This is a genomic window from Arthrobacter terricola, from assembly GCF_004354015.1.
In the GTDB taxonomy this organism is placed as follows: domain Bacteria; phylum Actinomycetota; class Actinomycetes; order Actinomycetales; family Micrococcaceae; genus Arthrobacter; species Arthrobacter terricola.
In genome coordinates this window covers 44,475-62,328 of sequence record NZ_SMRU01000022.1, presented here as the reverse complement: position 1 = coordinate 62,328, position 17,854 = coordinate 44,475, and the positions used below count along the sequence as shown (strand labels likewise).

Annotated in this window: 17 protein-coding genes; 13 read left to right on the top strand and 4 right to left on the bottom strand. The window is 63.4% G+C overall.

Annotated features, from left to right (window positions below; translation table 11 throughout):
* The first annotated feature begins 91 nt into the window (after positions 1-91).
* Positions 92-1,021, top strand: coding sequence for an ABC transporter ATP-binding protein (locus E1809_RS17610; protein ID WP_133205533.1), 930 nt, complete (start codon positions 92-94; stop codon positions 1,019-1,021).
* On the top strand, positions 1,018-2,289 hold the full coding sequence (locus E1809_RS17605; protein WP_133205532.1) for an ABC transporter permease: 1,272 nt from the start codon (positions 1,018-1,020) through the stop codon (positions 2,287-2,289). Before E1809_RS17610 ends, E1809_RS17605 begins: the two co-directional genes overlap by 4 nt.
* Positions 2,290-2,593: 304 nt before the next feature.
* Here E1809_RS17605 and E1809_RS17600 read toward each other — a convergent pair whose 3' ends face one another.
* On the bottom strand, positions 2,594-2,845 hold the full coding sequence (locus E1809_RS17600) for a hypothetical protein (protein ID WP_235835666.1): 252 nt from the start codon (positions 2,843-2,845) through the stop codon (positions 2,594-2,596).
* Between the two features lie 110 nt (positions 2,846-2,955).
* A complete protein-coding gene (locus E1809_RS17595) occupies positions 2,956-4,095 on the bottom strand; it encodes an acyltransferase family protein (RefSeq protein WP_133205531.1) in 1,140 nt (379 codons plus the stop codon).
* 149 nt (positions 4,096-4,244) lie between these two features.
* Between E1809_RS17595 and E1809_RS17590 the strand changes: the two genes are divergently transcribed.
* Positions 4,245-4,595 (top strand): hypothetical protein, encoded by a 351-nt coding sequence (locus E1809_RS17590; RefSeq protein ID WP_133205530.1) that lies wholly within the window; start codon positions 4,245-4,247, stop codon positions 4,593-4,595.
* Here E1809_RS17590 and E1809_RS17585 read toward each other — a convergent pair.
* Entirely contained in the window at positions 4,576-5,271 is a 696-nt protein-coding gene (locus E1809_RS17585; RefSeq protein ID WP_133205529.1) for a GntR family transcriptional regulator, read from the bottom strand. The genes E1809_RS17590 and E1809_RS17585 overlap by 20 nt on opposite strands.
* 103 nt (positions 5,272-5,374) lie before the next feature.
* Between E1809_RS17585 and E1809_RS17580 the strand changes: the two genes are divergently transcribed.
* From E1809_RS17580 to E1809_RS17565, 4 genes are all read left to right on the top strand, one after another.
* Positions 5,375-6,067, top strand: coding sequence for a fumarylacetoacetate hydrolase family protein (locus E1809_RS17580; RefSeq protein ID WP_165962372.1), 693 nt, complete (start codon positions 5,375-5,377; stop codon positions 6,065-6,067).
* 42 nt (positions 6,068-6,109) lie between these two features.
* Positions 6,110-6,616: an SDR family NAD(P)-dependent oxidoreductase gene (locus E1809_RS17575; RefSeq protein WP_133205527.1), complete on the top strand. Its 507-nt coding sequence runs from the start codon at positions 6,110-6,112 to the stop codon at positions 6,614-6,616.
* Positions 6,617-6,850: 234 nt separating this feature from the next.
* Positions 6,851-7,387, top strand: coding sequence for a PadR family transcriptional regulator (locus tag E1809_RS17570; protein ID WP_133205573.1), 537 nt, complete (start codon positions 6,851-6,853; stop codon positions 7,385-7,387).
* 4 nt (positions 7,388-7,391) lie between these two features.
* On the top strand, positions 7,392-9,104 hold the full coding sequence (locus E1809_RS17565) for an ABC1 kinase family protein (protein WP_133205526.1): 1,713 nt from the start codon (positions 7,392-7,394) through the stop codon (positions 9,102-9,104).
* Positions 9,105-9,114: 10 nt separating this feature from the next.
* On the opposite strand, the gene E1809_RS17560 is transcribed toward E1809_RS17565, so the two are convergent.
* Positions 9,115-9,921 carry an AfsR/SARP family transcriptional regulator gene (locus E1809_RS17560; protein ID WP_133205525.1) on the bottom strand — a complete coding sequence of 269 codons (807 nt, stop codon included), beginning with the start codon at positions 9,919-9,921 and terminating at the stop codon, positions 9,115-9,117.
* Between the two features lie 546 nt (positions 9,922-10,467).
* On the opposite strand from E1809_RS17560, the gene E1809_RS17555 reads away from it, so the two are divergent.
* From E1809_RS17555 to E1809_RS17530, 6 genes are read left to right on the top strand one after another with little or no spacing between them, the layout of a single operon-like run.
* Positions 10,468-11,247 carry a glycosyltransferase family 2 protein gene (locus E1809_RS17555; protein ID WP_235835669.1) on the top strand — a complete coding sequence of 260 codons (780 nt, stop codon included), beginning with the start codon at positions 10,468-10,470 and terminating at the stop codon, positions 11,245-11,247.
* Complete coding sequence (locus E1809_RS17550) at positions 11,240-12,268, top strand: glycosyltransferase family 2 protein (RefSeq protein ID WP_235835665.1); 1,029 nt, start codon at positions 11,240-11,242, stop codon at positions 12,266-12,268. The genes E1809_RS17555 and E1809_RS17550 overlap by 8 nt, the downstream gene beginning before the upstream one ends.
* Entirely contained in the window at positions 12,261-13,349 is a 1,089-nt protein-coding gene (locus E1809_RS17545; RefSeq protein ID WP_133205524.1) for a hypothetical protein, read from the top strand. The genes E1809_RS17550 and E1809_RS17545 overlap by 8 nt, the downstream gene beginning before the upstream one ends.
* On the top strand, positions 13,346-15,493 hold the full coding sequence (locus E1809_RS17540) for a glycosyltransferase (protein ID WP_133205523.1): 2,148 nt from the start codon (positions 13,346-13,348) through the stop codon (positions 15,491-15,493). Before E1809_RS17545 ends, E1809_RS17540 begins: the two co-directional genes overlap by 4 nt.
* Positions 15,493-17,388 carry a hypothetical protein gene (locus E1809_RS17535; protein WP_235835668.1) on the top strand — a complete coding sequence of 632 codons (1,896 nt, stop codon included), beginning with the start codon at positions 15,493-15,495 and terminating at the stop codon, positions 17,386-17,388. Before E1809_RS17540 ends, E1809_RS17535 begins: the two co-directional genes overlap by 1 nt.
* Positions 17,378-17,800: a hypothetical protein gene (locus E1809_RS17530; RefSeq protein ID WP_205754235.1), complete on the top strand. Its 423-nt coding sequence runs from the start codon at positions 17,378-17,380 to the stop codon at positions 17,798-17,800. Before E1809_RS17535 ends, E1809_RS17530 begins: the two co-directional genes overlap by 11 nt.
* Positions 17,801-17,854: the final 54 nt, after the last annotated feature.

The following is a 17,854-nucleotide window of genomic DNA, read 5'->3' as shown; positions in this document are numbered from 1 at the left end:
CGCACCTTCTTACCCGCTCCTTGGGCGACGCGGGCGCACCGAAGAGTTATTGTCAGGGCTCCGGACCCCGCCTTGCGGTTAGAGTGTGTGCATGACTGCGGGGGGCGCGGCTATTGAGCCATTGGTGCGTATCGAAAATTTCAGGATGGATTTCGGGGAGACACGGGTCATCCGGGATCTATCGTTTGATGTCCGGGCCGGGGAGACATTCGGGTTCCTGGGCAGCAACGGTTCGGGCAAAACCACCACGCTGAGGGCGTTGCTGGGGATTTACCAGCCCACGGCCGGGGTGCTGCATATCGGCGGGAAGGTCTTTGAACCCCGCGACGGTGTCCGGCTCGGGTACCTTCCCGAGGAGCGCGGCTTGTACAAGAAGGAAGCCGTCCTGGACGTGATGGTCTATTTCGGCCGGCTCAAAGGACTTTCCAAAGCACAGGCACGGTCCTGGTCCTTGGAGTACTTGGACCGCGTCGAACTCGCGGACAAGGCGTCGACCCGGTTGGACAAGCTGTCCGGGGGCGAGCAGCAGAAGATCCAGCTGGGCGTGACGATCATGAACGATCCCGAGCTGCTGATCCTTGATGAGCCGACGAAGGGGTTCGACCCGGTGAACCGGCGCCTGCTGATGGACATCATCGAAGAACAGAAGCTCGCCGGTTCCACGGTCATCATGGTTACCCACCAGATGGAGGAAGTCGAACGGCTCTGTGACCGGGTAATCCTGCTCAAGGACGGCACCTCCCGCGCCTACGGCACCGTTGCCGAGGTTCAGGAACAATTCGGCGGCACCCTCTACCGCATCACCTACACCGGTCCCCTGCCCGGTTCGGACCTGTACGAGGTCACGGCCGCCGACGTCGGCAGCGCGGACCTGGCGCCGCGGAACGGGGCGGACGAGACAGCGGTGCTGCGTGAACTGGTTACCTCCGGGGTCGCGGTGCGGTCCTTCACCACCGAACGGGTATCCCTTGAGGAAATCTTCATCCGCGTCTACGGCAAGGAAACGGCGGACCTGACATGACCACCACGCCAACCAGAGCCTCCTCTTTCCTGGGCCGGCACAACCTCGGCACCGTCGTCGGTTTCGAGTTCATCCGAACCATCAAGAAACGCCGCTTCTGGATCGCAACCCTGGCGATCCCGGTGGTCATGGCCATCATCTTCACCCTGGTGTTCGCCAGCAATTCCTCCACCCGCGCCACCTCGGAGGCGCAGAAGAACGCGACCCTGTCCTTCACGTACACGGACGCGTCCGGGATCATCCCCGACGCCGTGGCCACGGCCATGGGCGGCCACAAATCCACCGACCCGGACACCGCACTGGCGGACGTGAAGGCCGGGCGCAGCGACGCGTACTTCGCCTACCCTGCCAACCCGGCGACCGAGCATGTGAAGGTCTACGGCGCCGACAAGGGGATCTTCGCGGACAACACCTACGAAGCCGTCGCCAAACAACTCCTCACCATCGCAGCCCAAGCCAGGATCGGATCCCCCGTGCTGACCGCGGCCGCGGGCGGGAACGTCACCGTCGACACCCAGACCTTTCGGAACGGGCAGGTGGCCGGCGGTTTCGGCACCGCTCTACCGCCGTTGATGTTCCTGGTGCTGTTCTATGTGAGCATCATCCTGCTCTCCAGCCAGATGCTCAACTCCACGCTTGAGGAGAAAGAAAACCGGGTCACAGAGATGATCCTGACCACCTTGAACCCGACCACCCTCATCGTGGGAAAAATTATCTCCCTCTTCCTCGTCGGACTCGTCCAGATCGGCGTATTCCTCACCCCGGTCGCGATCGGCTACGCCTTCTTCCGGGACCGGCTCGCCCTGCCCGACGTCGACCTGACCTCCTTGGTCTTCGAACCGGGGCCGCTCTTGGTTGGCGCGCTCCTTCTGCTCGGCGGGTTCACCCTGTTTACCGCCATGCTCGTCGCGATCGGCGCGATCATGCCCACCGCGAAGGAAGCCGGTGTCATCTTCGGACCCCTCATGGCCCTGATCTTCGTCCCGTTCTACGCGATCAGCCTCATCCTCAGCGACCCGCACTCCGCCGTCGTGCAAGCCTTCACCTACTTCCCCCTCTCTGCCCCCGTGACCGCCATGCTCCGCAACGGCTTCGGAACCCTGAACACCACCGAAGCGATCATCGTCATCGCCGAACTGTTCATCCTCGGCACCCTGGTCCTGCGCCTGGCCGTCCACCTCTTCCGCTACGGATCCATCCAGTACTCCAGCAAACTCTCCGTCACCAAAACCCTCCGCCGCACCCCACCCGAACTCACCGGAAAATAGAATGACCGGGACAACGGGCACAAGCACACCTCGACTTGGATGGTGATGTGGGGAACCTGCTCGGCGGTTTGTCTGTCTGGGCGCCTGTTCGGGTGCGGCTGGAGCCATCGCGCTCAACCTCAGCACCGCGTGGGGCCACGACATCAACGCCTCCGCCCTCACCTGGGGGCTGTACTTCCTGGTCCTCGAAGCGATAGTCATGACGGCGCTCGGGCTGATCGCCGCCGTCGTCATCGCTGCCAGGTTCCTCGTGACCGATCCCGCAACCCGGACGGTCGCACTAAGGGATGCCATGAAATAGTAGTCAGTTGTTGCGGTTCAGAAGATGCTCGAGGAGCGCCTGGTCCGGTCGCCCAGGATGGCGGAAGATGCACAGCCTCAATTTCGCCCGGACCCTCTCACCGCCGGGATCAGTACCGCTCAGAATTTGATCGATTATCTCCTGGGCCTGCTCACGGAGGGTCACCAGGTTGTCATCATTCGTACCGGGCGAAGCAAGCAACTCGGGTAGATCATCAGGTATTTCCGGGAAATGATCCCGCTGCGGTTCACCCATTCTAATTCCCCCCGTGATTGGCCAAGCCGGTCAGCCCGGCTTGGGTGCGACGGCTTTCATGATAGCCAGAAAGCCAGGTTTCAATGTCCGCCGTTACGGTTTGCTGACAGTCATGACGCCACACTATCCGACCTGGAGCCAGGCGGACGAAAGTGCGCTGACCGGAGCAATCGCGCGCGGAGACGCCGTGCCGGTTTCTCGACCATGACACTGCTCAGGTAAGCAAGCGGACAGACGAGAACCAGTGCGGCAGCGGCGAACACCAATGGAGAGACATGGGAGGGCAGCCTGAGGGTCGCCAGCAGTTGTTGGAGGGGCCATCCGTAGATGTAGACGCCGTAGGAGATGTCGTGGCGTGACCCGATCCTGGATGCGACGGGAAGAGAGCCGATCGAGAGGATTACGTAGGCGAAAGGTAGTGGTGCCAGTGCCGGACCAAAGCCCGTGAGGTAGGCACCCCACACGGCCACCACTGCGAGCAGGCACGGCAGCAGGCCCATCCTGATGCGATCCCGCATCGTGGCCAGAAGAGCGCCGGCCATGAAGAGTGCGATGAAGGGCAGGACAAATTCGGTCCGGTTTGCTCCGAAGCCGCCAGCAATGATCTTGCCTGCAACGGCGCCGGTCGCCGCTGCGAACAGCCACAGGATGGCGGCGGCGGTCCCATTCCGGTCAGGAGACCGCCGTCGAACGAGGAAGACAAGGACCCCGATGAGGACGTAGCACAATGCCTCCCAGGTCAACGTCCACAACGGGCCGTCCCAGTCGAAGTGGTCGTTGTTTCCGAGCAGGGAGGTCCCGATCGGTGGCGTGTTCATGACTCCGATGAGGAGCGCAAGGGCCGCCTCCAGGAAGACGATTGCCCCTGAAAGGCTGTAGCGTCCGCCGGTCATGAGGGCGCCGATCGGTGCCGCGACGAACGCCACGAGCACCGCGGACACAACAAGACCGGGGTATATTCGCAGGACCCGTGCGGTCACATATTCAAGCGTTGTCGACCCCTCGGCACTGATTGTGATGAGGTATCCGGAGATCGCGAAGAAGCCCATGACGCCTGCAGTGCCGAGTTTAATCCCGAACAACGCCGGTTCCTGGCCGTAGCCACCAAGCCACCAAGCATGCGAAACAATCACACATGACGCGAAAACAAGGCGCAGGGCATTGAGCGAGTTTCCCCGTCCACGCAGTGCCTCACCGAGCGAACGGGTCCCGCTCAGTTGGTGCTGGATCTTCCGGGTCGCGTCCATCATGCCCCTTCTCCACCGGGGAGACTCAAAAGCCACGCCCGCCAACCTGACCAAAACCGAAAGCAAACACACAAAAAGTCACATAGGCAGCTTACCGTTGCGGATCTACTCGTGTATATTCGCATCCGAATGTTAGGCATGTCACATTCACCGTGTTTCACGCAACGACCTGGAGCAGGCATGGGCTACTCCCCGACGGCCTCCCGGCCATCGCTGCAGAGACCGACGGGGTCGTCGCCGGCGTCAAGCCCGACCGCGAGAACTCCGAGGAGAACATCGCCAACAGCAACATCGGCGTGGTCGTCTGCGACGTCACTGTCGGCCGCGCCCTCTACGACCGCGCCGTCGCCGGCCAGGTCGGCACCATACTCGCTCTCTGGAAACACCCGGCGGCGGGCGTTCGTATGCGCAGAACATCCGCCGCCGCCCAACACACAACAGGGTCTTTGACCGCCCCTGTCAGCATTGACCTCCCTTGGCCCGTCAGGGGATCGCTTCGATGATGTTTCGGGCACTGGCCCCGAGGTGCCGCCTGATGGCGCTATCCGCCTTCTGTAGATCGCCGGCCTTGCACGCTTCGAGGATCTCGCTGTGTTCTTTGTCCAGTTGCGGAGACGGAGCAGTGGCCTTGGCAGATATCAGCAGGTAGGCATTGGATGAGCCGCGCAGATTGTCTATCAGCTCAACAAGTTGATCCATCTTGGAGAGGCGGTAAAGACCCATATGGAACTGATGGTTCAACTCCACGTATCGGTCAGGATCCACACACCGGCTCATCTCGTCGATGAGCGCTTGCAAAGGGGCAGCGTCCTCGGCCTGAAAGTTGGCGGCGGCGTGGCGGGCAGCGAGCGCTTCCAGCGCGGTCCGGATCGCGTACTGCTCCCGCAGCTCCTCGGCTGACGGCGAAAAGACCGTCGCCCCTCGCTGGGGGGTATGACGAACCAGGCCTTCATGCCGAAGGATCGCAATGGCCTCCCTCACCGGCGTCGTGCTGGTTCCGAAACGATTGGCCAGTTCGTTCTGGCGCAACTTCTCCCCCGGAAGAATCCGGCCGGCCGCGATCTCGGCGCGCAGCTCTGCAGCTATTGCTCCGGCGATGGTCGTGGCGCGCAAAGATCCTGTTGGGGTTGCAGACATGGGGCCAGTATCGCAGGTGTCGCTTTTGATGACAATATGCATATTCGCTATTGCCAATCTTATCGAATATGCATATTGTCAGTTCTCAGCAACGGACAGTTCTCGGAAACCGGATCTCCCCCACCCCCTCGATCGAAGGCAAGAAATGATGACACCAAACTCCAGCATCGAGTCCTCCGGCGAACCGGATCTGCCCATCGGCGCACCATCGAAGATGATCTGCGTTGGGCTGAACTACCGCGACCACGCCACCGAAGCCGGCCTCGAGGCGCCTACGATGCCGCTGCTCTTCGCTAAATGGCCCAACACGCTCATTGGCCACGGCGGCGAGATCCACGTTCCCGAAGGTGTCCGCACAGACTTTGAAGCCGAACTCGCCGTCGTCATCGGCCGAAGAGCGCGCAAGGTCACCGTCGATGAAGCCTTGGACTATGTGGCGGGGTATCTTTGCGCGAACGACGTCTCTGCCCGCGATCTTCAGTTCGACGACGGACAATGGGTCCGCGGCAAGAGCCTGGACACGTTCTGCCCAATCGGCCCAACACTGGTGCCCCGCGACCAGATCCCCGACCCCCAGAACCTTGGAATCAAGCTCTGGTTGAACGGTGTCCTCATGCAGGACTCATCAACCGCGCAGATGATCTTCGGCGTCGCCGACATCATCAGTTATGTCTCCCAAACCGCCACCCTGGAACCGGGCGACGTGATCCTCACGGGCACCCCGGCCGGCGTCGGAATCTTCCGCAACCCGCCAGTCGGCCTCAAAGAGGGGGACGAAGTCACCGTCGAAATCGAACGGATCGGTAAGCTCACCAACCGCGTCCGGGTCACCAACTAGCACAAGCCGCCGCCAGATCCTGGCGGCGCCAGAAGGAGCACCATGGAATTAAAAGGCAAGGTCGCCCTGATCAGCGGCGGAGGTCAAGGAATAGGGGCAGGAATTGTGCAGCGCTTCCTGGAAGAAGGGGCGCGAGTCGCCATCCTGCAGCGCGGGCCCCTGCAGAGTGCGCTGCAGGGGCACACTGATGTCATCGGCATCCAGGTCGACCTCACCGATGTCTCGGCGATCGCGAGCGCCGTCGACCTAGCTGCCGCCCACTTCGGCAGAATTGACGTCCTCGTCAACAACGCCGGAATCATGTTCGAACGCAGCGTCGCAGGAATCCAGCCGGAGGAACTTGACCTTATCATGGCCCTGAACCTTCGCGCTCCGCTGTTCCTAGCACAAGCGGCCCTCCCCCACCTGAAGCGCAGCGGCGGAGGCAGCATCATCAACATCGGCTCCATCGAAGGAATCGCGGCCAACCCCGGCCACACAGCCTATTCCGCCGGTGAGATCATCGTGCTCGACGGCGGCCGGACAGCAAAACTCCCGCTCCCCTTCTGACCCAGCACCCCGTGTTCGAAGGCCTGCACCCGACAACGGTGACTTCCGCGCTTACGGCCGGAACGCCGTCGGCGTCCTGCTCGCCGAGCCCAGCCAAGACCCGGCTTTCACAAGGTCTTGATTGTCTATATCGCTCAATATCGTCCGGCGGCCCGAGTCTATGGTTTTCGTGCACATCCAGGCATATCGTTGACTATCGTTGTAAATCGTTCGCGATTGACGGAGGAACGCGTGATGCAGGATTCGTTCCCGGCAGGCGGGTTTGGAGCTGGAAATATTGACGGCGTCTGGCAGGCCGTTGAGGATTTCCGTTCAAGATTTGAGAAGCGTCCGGGCAGCCGCGTGGGTCGTGGTGAAGTTCGGTTGGCGGTGCTCGCCGTGCTCGCTGAGCAGCCGATGCATGGCTATCAGGTCATCCATGAAATCGAGGAGCGAAGCGGTGGCAAATGGAAGCCGAGCGCTGGCTCTGTCTATCCGACCCTTCAATTGCTGGCCGACGAGGGGCTCCTCACTGCCGAGGAATCGAATGGCCGCAAAATCTACTCGCTGACCCAGGCCGGTCGCGAGGAAGTGGCGGGCGCTGATCCTTCATCGTTGTGGGAGCCAGCAGGATCAGGCGTCGGGTTCGCCGCTCTGCCTAAGGCCGGCGTTGAGCTTGCGCAAGTCGTGGGCCAGGTGGCTCGTACGGGCACGCCGAAGCAGGTCCAGGAGGCCGTGACGGTGCTCGACGAGGCCCGTCGTCGGCTCTATTCGATCCTCGCCCAGGATTGACGGGGTGACGTCGGTTCAACGCGACCGGGCAGACCCGGTGCCCGGCGCCGGGAAGTCCCGTGCCCGTTACCGACGAATCATCCGTTTCGCCGCGTGGCATCTAGCCGTGACCTGGTGGTTCGAGCTGTTCCTGCCACGAATCGGGCTGGGCAGGGTTGCCGAACGCACCCGCACCAGGAGAATGCGGCGCTTCGCACAGCGCTTCCATCAACTCGCGGTTGAACTCGGCGGCTTGATGATCAAAGTCGGCCAGTTCATGTCATCCAGGCTCGACGTACTTCCCCCCGAAATAACCTCGGAGCTGGAAGGGCTGCAGGACGAAGTACCACCCGTCCCCTTCCCGGAAATCCGGGCCTTGGCGGAGGCGGAGCTGGGGGTGCCGCTTAATGCGGCGTTCGTAGCGGTCGAGGAGACACCCATTGCCGCCGCGTCCCTCGGTCAGGCGCACCGCGCACAACTGAGCCCTGACGACGCCGCTGACACCGGGCTCGACAGCGGCGTCCTAAAGGTGCAACGACCGGGAATCGACGCGATCGTCGCCGTCGACCTGGCTGCGCTGCGCAAGGTGGGCGGCTGGCTCAGCCGAATCCGCATCGTCGCCAATCGTGCCGACGTTCCCGCCTTGATCAAGGAGTTTTCGCAGACCAGCCTCGAAGAGATCGACTATATGAATGAGGCGGCCAATGCTGAGCGCTTTGCCGCTGATTTCGCCGATGACCGCAGGGTAGCTGCGCCACGCGTCGTTTGGGAGCGGACCACCCGCCGGGCGCTCACCCTGGAAGATGTCACGGCGATCAAGATCACTGACTCGGAGGCGCTTCTCGCAGCCGGCATCGACCCCGTGCAGGTCGCCCCGGTTTTCGCTTCCGTCATGTTCGACCAGTTATTCACTAATGGCTTTTTCCACGCCGATCCGCACCCTGGCAATATCTTCATCACTCCGGTTGAGGATTCATCCGCCGAACATCCGTGGAAGCTGACGTTCATCGACTTCGGCATGATGGGCGAAGTTCCGCCCAAGACGCGCAGCGGCCTGCGGAAGCTGCTGATCGCAGCCGCGTCGCGTGACGGCAAGGGTCTTGTGGCGGCGATCAAGGACTTGGGTGTGCTCGTGCCGTCGACTGACTCGGCCGGGCTTGAGCGGGCGATGACCAAACTTTTCGCCAGGTTCGGTGGTATGGGCTTTGCCGAGCTTCGAGAGGTGGATCCGAAGGAGTTCCGTGATTTCGCAGTGGAATTCGGCGACGTGATTCGTTCGTTGCCGTTCCAGTTGCCGGAGAACTTCCTGCTCATCATCCGCGCGATGTCGCTGACCTCGGGCGTGTGCAGTTCATTGGACGCCCGGTTCAATTTGTGGGATTCGGTCGAGCCCTATGCGGCACAGTTGATGCGAGACGAGCGCGGCAACGTCGTGCAGGAGGTGGCTCGGCAAGCGTTCGACGCCGTTGGGATCGCCTTTGGTCTGCCCAAACGCGTCGATGGGCTACTGGCCCGCATCGAGGAAGGCCCGCTTTCCGTGGCCAACCCCCGACTCGAGCAACAGGTGTCGCGGCTCACCCGTGTGACTCGCCGATTGGCGTCGTTGGTGATTTTTGGTGCACTACTCATCGCTGGTGCCATCCTGCGGGCGGACGACATGGTGTTCGGCAATGTGCTGATGGTGGCGTCAGTGGTTGCCTTGCTTCATGGACTGTGGGTGGGGCGCCGCCACCGATAACTAACGGCGTTCACTCCATCAGCCTCCGGTCGGTCGCCAGGGTGTGAACATTGGAATACATCTGGCTGAACGGCAGGCTTCCGAAAGGATGCTGACGTCCGCTGACGCCCACCGCGTGGTGGATCAGGCCGGCGAGCGACGGGGATGGATCCACGCCGAATTCGCGTCGCAATCCGGCCGTAAAACCCCGGTAGATGTCTAGGGCGGAGACAAGGTCCCCGGTGGCGAGGTGGGCCTGAATGAGCAAGCGGTACGATGATTCCCGGAACGGCTCCAGGGCGATCGCCAGCGAAGTAGCCGCCTTTGTCTCCTCTGCGTTTCCCTGGCGAAGGTGGTACTCGGCGAGGGAGTCCAAGGCCGCGGTCCGCATGGTGCGGAAGCGTTCCTGCTCGGCGAGGATCCAGTCTTCATACCATCCAGGAAGCAACTCCGATTTCCGCAACCGTTCCCACCGCTGATACGCATCCGGCCTATCCGAGGCGGGCTTGCGCAGCTTGCGCTCGAGCTTGATGACGTCGATGCGCACCTGCGGGCTGAGGGCGACGGAAACATCAGCGGTTCCCTCCGCATCGAGCAGTCCCGGCAATTCATGGCTGATGTGCCAGATACTCACCCGCAGGCCGACGGCAGCCTGGGCCTCGGAGGATTCCGGCCACAAGAGGCCGGCGAGGAAACTGCGTGGCCGCTCTCCGAAAAGGGCCAGCGCGGTGATTAGGCGTTGCTGACGATGAGCAACCTTCTGCCGTTTGCCGGCCCTGGTCAAGGTCCACCCGTTGAGCAGGCTCAGCGACCACTCGGGCTTTTGCTTTTTAGCCACCCCTTGTACCCCCGTAGAACGTCGGATACTCTTTGAAGCCGCCAGCTGCCCGGAGCTACTCGTGTGGGTCCGCTTGGAGCGCTATTGGTCGATGCTCCGACATTACGGTCGGCGGCCCCGCGGCGCGCGAGTAATCGGTACTTGTCTTGAGCAACCAAAATTACGGACATCCCGATTCCGGTACTTGCGTCCAGATGCTTGGATCGGGAAATTCTTGTGCTGAACTTTGCTCGTCCACTGCTCGCCTGCCTGAAGCGGTTTCTGTAACGGGGCTGTAACGGGCGCGGTTTCAAGCTCGTGCCTACTGCACCTGTCCTGGTGCGTAGATCGTCAGTGAGATCGAGGTTCGGTCATGAGCTACGCAGACGCGTCTTCCCGGCGACCGCCAGGTCGGCAAGCGGCATACCGATCAGCTGGTTGCCGGTATGCATTTTGCACCGGTGGGCGGGGGTGAGCTGGTTGTCCATCGAGCATCTGGAGAGGGCTGCTGAGCGGAACCCGGCATCTTCGGTCGCGGGAGCTTCGTTCCCGGCGGCCTCAATCAGCGTGGTGATCCCTACGTTGAATGAGGCGCTGAATCTTCCATGGGTGCTGAGGCGAATGCCCTCGTACGTTGACGAAGTGATTGTCGTCGATGGCCGGTCCGAGGACCTGACTATCGACGTCGCCCGCGCGCTGCGCTTCGACGTCGTCGTGGTGAACGAGCTGCAGGCCGGCAAAGGCGCCGCCATGCGGGCCGGTTTCGCCGCAGCCACGGGGGATATCATCGTCATGCTGGACGCGGATGGAAGCATGGACCCGAGGGAAATCGGGTGGTTCGTCTCACCCCTGCAGCACGACTACGATTTCGTCAAAGGCTCCCGCTATGTCACCGGCGGCGGATCGGATGACCTGACGCGCTTGCGGAACCTGGGCAACCGCGCGCTCACCAGGCTCGCGAACAGGGCCTTGCACTGTAATTTCTCGGACCTTTGCTATGGCTACATCGCGTTCCGCAAGGAGTGCTTGGAGATCCTCGAGCTTAAGTCCGACGGGTTCGAAATAGAGACGGAGCTGATTTCCCGGGCAGCCCAGGCCGGACTGCTGATCGCCGAGGTCCCTAGCCATGAGCTGACGCGCATTTCGGGCAATTCCAACCTCCAGACGTTCCACGATGGCTGGCGGGTTTTGCGCACATTGACCCGCGAATGCCTCGGATGGGATGCTCCGACGGCGGGGGCGAGGCCGGAAGCCCTTCGACGGGTGAAATACCGCTACCCCGATTCAAGGCTTCCGCATCTACCTACCGACCCGAAAACGGTCCTGACGGTCCTGGGGGATGACTGAGATGCCCGGGAGCATGGCGGGACCCAGTGTCAGCATCGTGATTTGTTGCTTCACCGAGGACCGGTGGGATCTTCTGCTGCGCGGGATCGGCTCAGTACTTGAGCAATCGCTCCCGCCTGAGCAGGTCATCGTCGTCGTTGACCATAACAGGGGCCTGTACCTTCGTCTGGCAGAAGCCGTGACGGGCGTGGAAGTAGTTGAGAATTCCGGACCGACAGGTCTTTCCGGCGCCCGGAACACCGGGGTGCAGACGGCCACCGGCGAGATTGTCGTGTTCCTGGACGACGATGCCGAAGCAACCTCGGATTGGCTGGCCAGGCTCGTTCCTCTTTATGACGACCCGGATGTGTTGGCAGTGGGAGGACGGGTTGAACCTGTTTGGGAATCCGGCAGGCCGGCGTACTTTCCAGAAGAACTCGACTGGATCGTAGGGTGCACCTACAGGGGATTGCCACGGGTCGCTACCCAGGTCCGCAACGTCATCGGCGCGAACATGTCCTTCCGTCATGAGGTGTTTGAACAGGTCGGAGGTTTCCATGCCTCCCTTGGCAGGCAAGGGGCACGCCCTCTTGGCTGCGAGGAGACCGAGATGTGCATCCGGGCGTCCATCAACGCCCCTGGCACCCGGGTGGTCTACGAACCGGCGGCAGTGGTCCTGCATCACGTGCCGGCCAACCGTGGCACCTTGCGTTACATCCTGGCACGGGCATGGTCCGAAGGTGTGTCCAAGGCCCAGGTCACCCGGCTTTCGGGCCGTGCCGAAATCCTTGGACCGGAACGCCGGTATGTCCGCCGTGTACTGCCCCGCGCAGTCTTCAGAGGGCTCCGTTCGTTCGGGCAGGGCGGGGACCCCGGCGGAGTCGCCCGGGCAGGAGTGGTGGTAGCAGTCCTCGCTGTCACGGCCGTCGGCTACCTGAACAGCCTGTGGCAGGCCTCTTCGCCGCGCCGGCGCCAGCCCGGGACCGTGTTTCTTTATCGGCGCATCCGGACCGACGGCGCGGAGGCAGGGACCAATGACTAGTCAACAGACCACTGCCTTACCGACATCCGTGTTTGATGTGCACGGACGCGTCGACCTCAAGGTCGCACCGGGCACGCCGGGCGAGGCGCAGCTGCGCGATATGCTCGGGCCCTTCCTGGGCCCTTCTGCCTCGGCTGTTCAGCTGGAAGTGAGCGGCACCATCACCGGTGTTCCCGCTCAATCACGCGCCGAGGACGCCTACCGCTATACGGACGATTCTTTGTTCCTCCCGGAGGACCGGGTACGGATCGTACGGACGGAACGCGGATTCGCCGTCGAAGGACCCGGAGAACTGTTGACCGCGGTTGTGCCTTTGCTGGACCACCTGTGCATCCAACAGGACACCGCGATGGTCCACGCGGCCATCGTGGACTTCAGGGGATCCGGCGTCCTGCTCCCGGCATGGGGCGGCGTGGGGAAAACCAGTACGGTGGCGAAACTGATGGCCATGCCCGGCGTGGGCTTCATGGCGGACGACTGGGGATTCCTCACCGGGCGGGGCGATCTGCTGTCCTACGCGAAACCCATGTTCATCAAACCCCACCACCGGCCGATCTACCCGGAGCTGTTCCAGGGTGTCCGCAAGCCCCTCGCGCCTGGCTGGCTGACCTCGACCGTGAGCAACCTGGCCACCGCAGTCCACCCGGTGATCGTCAGGTATCCACGGACCGCCGCGTTCACCCGCCGGTGGTCCCCCGAACACCGGATGGTCCACCCTGCCGAGGTGTTTGGAGCGGACAAGATCGCGCAGTCAGCGCCTCTCCGGCTCGCGATCTTCCTCGAACGTTACGACGATTCGGAGGCCAGGCTCGAGCGGCGCTCGAACGCCTGGATGGCATCAAGGATCGTGGGAAACTTCCATTCGGAGCTGCCATCGGTCTCGCGGCGCCTCATCGAGGCACTCGGAGCCACGGGGCTGGTACCCCTGAGCGACCATTTTTCGGCGAAGACCTCCGTCATTGCCCGGGGCTTGGGCGAGGTGCCGTGCTTCCTGCTGCGCCTGCCCGCGTCATGGTCGGCAGACCGGACGTCCGATCATGTCTCGGCCACTGTCGTATCCATGGTGGAAGGCCGGGCATGAGCAAGCATGTCCAGGCCGGTAGCGTCCTGGACATTTCGGTCGTAATCCCGGCACGCAACGCAGCGAACTGGCTGGACGGATGCCTGAGGTCTGTTATCGCCCAGAATCCCCGCGAAGTCATAGTCGTTGACGGATGCTCCCAGGACTCCACCGTCGAGATTGCCCGTTCGTTGGGGGCCGTCATCATCTCCGACGACGGACGCGGCCTGCCCGCAGCGCGCATGCTCGGCGCCAGGGCAGCACGCGCGGACCTTGTAGCGCTCATTGACGCCGACGTCATTGTGCCGCCCGGCGCCCTCGAACACCTGATGGACGAATTCGAGTCGGGTGGTTTCGACGGTCTGCAGTTCGGTCTCGTCAGCGAGCCCGACGGCGCGGGCTACTGGGGAGCGGCCCTCGCCTGGCACCATAATCACAGCAGGGTCCGCTCATGGTTCGGGGTCAGCGCATCGCTCATGCGCCGTCGCGTGCTGCTCGAGGCTGGTTTCGATGAAAGCTTCCGGTCCGGGGAGGACATCGAGCTCCGGATCCGGCTTGAGGACGCGGGGTACCGGATCGGGGTCTCGGCCACGACCTTTGTCAGGCACCGCTTCGCAGACAGCTTCGAGTACGCGCAGGACCAGTGGCTCCAGGACGGGTCCGGTCTGGCGAGGACCATGCGCAAGCACCCACGCCGGGCAGGATGGCTGGCTTTCCTGCCTCTGCTGGCCACCGTGCGCGGGATTGTGATCTCTCTGGCCACTGCCCCGAAGTTCCTCCCGTACTGGGCCGGCTTCGCCTTTCATAACTATCGTGCGATGTGCGCCACCTTGCTCAAACTTCCCCCGAACGGGCTTTCCCTGGGCGGGAACGCTGTGTGGCTGGCCGCAGCCCGTATTGCACCGATGGCGGCCGGGCTGCTGTTTTGGGCCATGGCGGCCCTTGCTACGTCTCCGGACCGTCTGGGCCTGGCATCTGCCGTGGTTTCCGCTGCTTTACTCACTGTGCAGTTGGGCATGCTCGGAATCGGTCCGGCAACCTTGAACCTGCTGCCGGCCCAGCAGGACGGCGGCCGGACCCTCATCCCGGCGAGCATGGCGGCGGTGGTCTTTTCGTCGCTGCTCGGTGCCGGCGGCCTGGTCCTGGTCACGTCCTTCCTGGGTTCCGGCGTTGGCACGGCGTGGCAGGATCCGGCCATGACTGCCGCCTTCTTCGCGGCTGCGCTCCTGGCTGCCGTCGCGTTTCAGCTTGACCACATCGCCGTCGCGCAGGCACGCGCCGATCGAGCGTTGATCCGCAGCCTCGTGCAAGCCCTGTTCCAGCTCGGCACCTTGGCAGTCTTCGTGATTGCCGGCTACCGGGAGCCGGCCGCTGTCGTCGCCCCGGTCGCCGTCGGCGCTTTGGCCAGCGTCGTGTTCGGGGTGCGCCAACTCAGGCGCTCCGATGCAGCTCCGGACTGGACCCGGCTCAACGCCCGCGAAGCGGTGAAAGTACTGGGTCCGGGCCTGCGCCAGTATGCTTTGATGCTCGCCGATCGTGCCCCCGGCTATGTCCTTCCCCTGATCGTGGCAGCGGCATTGAACACCTCGGCAGCCGCGGCCTGGTATGTCGTGTGGATGCTTTCCTCGGCGATCTTTTTCGTACCGCAGTCAGCGGGCTATTCCCTCCAGGCAGCCATCGCCGCGGACACCTCCGGTCCCCAGCCCGTCTCACGCCCGGGTCTGATCCGGAGGGCCTTGCAGATGAGCCTGTTCCTCACAGCCCTTGCCGGGGTGCTGTTGTTGGCGGCCGGGTGGCTGCTGCTGCCGCTGCTGGGCCCGCGCTACGCGTCGACCTGGGTGCTTCTGCCGGTCCTGGTCCCCGCCTTGATGTTGACCTGTGTCACCCAGGTCTATTACGGGGTATGCCGCTCCACCGGACGACTGGCCGAATCCTCGATCGTCGCGATCACCGCGTGCATTCTTGCGCTCGCCCCGGCGCCGGCCGTCGCACAGCAGTACGGCCTGACCGGTATCTCCGTGCTCTGGCTGGCGGCCCAACTGGCCGCGGCGTTGATCGCCGCGGGCCGGCTTCACCGGTTTGCCCGACGCCGGCCGCCGGCACCGGACAGCCACGCCAGTGAGCGGACAGCCGGACCGCGCACGCACGGAGTGCCGGCGCAGTGATGGTGGTCCAAAGCCCCTGGAAGTCCTCCACCCGCCGGGTGGACCGGTCCGACGTCGGCGTTGCCACGATCAGCGAGACCGGTCCGACGGCGCCCCGCCCGGCCCAGCACCTGGCGGACCGGGGAAATCCCAGAGCCCCGGTCATGTTCGCAACGATGGCGGCGGCCGCCCTGGTCCTGGGTGTGTGGGCCCTGAAGACCGTGAACGTGCAGGATATCGGGGGTGCCGGTCTGATCCAGGTGCTGCCGCCCACCTACTTTGTTGCCCTGGGCATGAGCCTTGCCGGTTTCGTCGGTTCCCTGGGCCTGAAGGTTCTTCGCCCCTGGTTGCTCGTCGTTCAACTTCTCGTGCTGATCATTGTGTTGCACGGGGCCGACCCGATCATTCACGACTTGCCACGCTTGGAAGCCAGCTACCGCCATTTGGGCATCGCCGACTACATTTCGCAGTCCGGGGGCCTGAACAGAAAGCTGGACGCGTATTTCAACTGGCCGGGCTTTTTCGGTCTCCTCGCGATACTTTCCGATGCCACAGGTGTCCATGACCTGACGTGGGCTGCCACGTGGGCACCGATCGGCGTGAATGTCCTGCTCCTGCCCGCCTTGCTGGCGCTGGCCCTGCGTCTTTCGTCCAATCCCAGGCAGGCCTGGGCGGGCGTGTGGATGTTCTATCTAGCCAGCTGGGTGGGGCAGGATTACCTCTCCCCGCAGGCCTGCGCCCTACTGCTGTTGCTGACCCTGCTCGCCTGCGTCCTGACGGTTTTCCCCGGGTGGCCCTGGAAGCGGACAGGCAAGTTATCCAGCCGTATCCGCGGCTTTGTCCGCCGGGTCGAAATCGGACGCCCTGCAGCAGTGAAACTGGACTTGTCGAGGACCGGCTATATCGTGCTGGCCGCGGTCTGCGCGGTGCTGCTGGCAGGAATGACCGTCGCCCACCAGCTCACGCCTTTCGCGGCTATTCCTGTCCTGGGGTTGCTGGCCCTCAGCGGAAACAGCCGCCTGTGGTTTCTGCCGGTCCTGGCGTTGCTCCTTCCGGTCTGCTGGCTGGTCTTTGCAGCCACCCCGTTCCTGCTCGGTCACTTGCAGACTCTCTTCGGGTCCCTGGGCAATATCAACGCCGCAGCATCTGCATCGCTGCTCAACAGGGTCGGTGGCAGTCCGGCCCATCAGTTCATCGTGTACTCCCGCCTCGCCGAGGCAGCCGTCATCTGGTTCCTCGCAGGACTGGGCAGCCTGCAGGGACGGCGGTCGCGCAGGCCGTGGCTGGCGGCCGCCCTTGGGACCGTGGCCCCGTTTGTCATGTTCCCGCTTCAGTCCTACGGCGGCGAACTTCTCCTGCGCATCTACCTTTTCAGCCTCCCCTTCGCCGCCTGCCTGGTCGTGCTTCCGCTCCTGCCCCGCGGTCCCGAACCGCCGGGCGCGCGCCGCATGGGCGCGCTACTGTTGCTCGGGTCCGTCATCGCCACCAGCACGGTCACCGCGCGGTACGGCAATGACGCCATCGAGACTTTTACCCCTGACGAGATCGCACTGGCCAGCCGGCTGTACTCGATCGCCCCCCACGGTACGGTCCTCATCGAAGCAGTCCACGACACGGCGTGGAGATTCAACGACTACGCCGGATACCGGTACGAGACCCTCCTTCAGGCCGAACCGGCAAAACCGGGGGACGCGCCTCCAAGCTGCGCATCGATTACAGAACTCGTCCCGTCCACGGGCGCCTACCTGATAGTCACCGCGAGCCAAATCCACGCCGCCGAAATACTCAACACCGGACCCGCCGAGGGGTTGGAACACCTCATCGACAGGTGTGCCCTCCAGGGTGGCTGGTCAATGGAGTTCCGCAATGCCGGCGGAGAGATCTACCACCTACCGGGAGCACCACATGGCATCTGAGCACAGCAACGCCAGCAAGGTCAGCGCCCTCGTCGCCGCAACGGCACTGTCGGCGATCCCGCTATCTTTCGCCGGCCCGCAGATCCTGCGCCTGACCGTCATCGGGCTGTTCCTGCTCGCCGGGCCGGGGACCGCGCTCATCCTCGTCCTGAATCCCGCCCGGATCAGAAAAGGAACCGGGATCGACGTGATCCCCCTGGCAGTGGCAATAGCGGTCAGCTTCAGTCTTGCCATGGCGATCCTGCTCGCGACGGCAATGCTCTTCACCGGTTTCTGGTACCCGTCGGCTGCGGTCTGTTGCCTGGCTGTGATGACATTGGGGGCGCTGGCCGCGGCCGAAAGACGCTTCCGGAGAACGGGGCCGGTGTCCGCGGTCACTTCACAGACCGGCCGGCGACGATCCACGCCCTGACGCCTGCCCCGGTGCAATCGTGTTGGAAACGATCCTTGCGCTCAGAACGCCGAT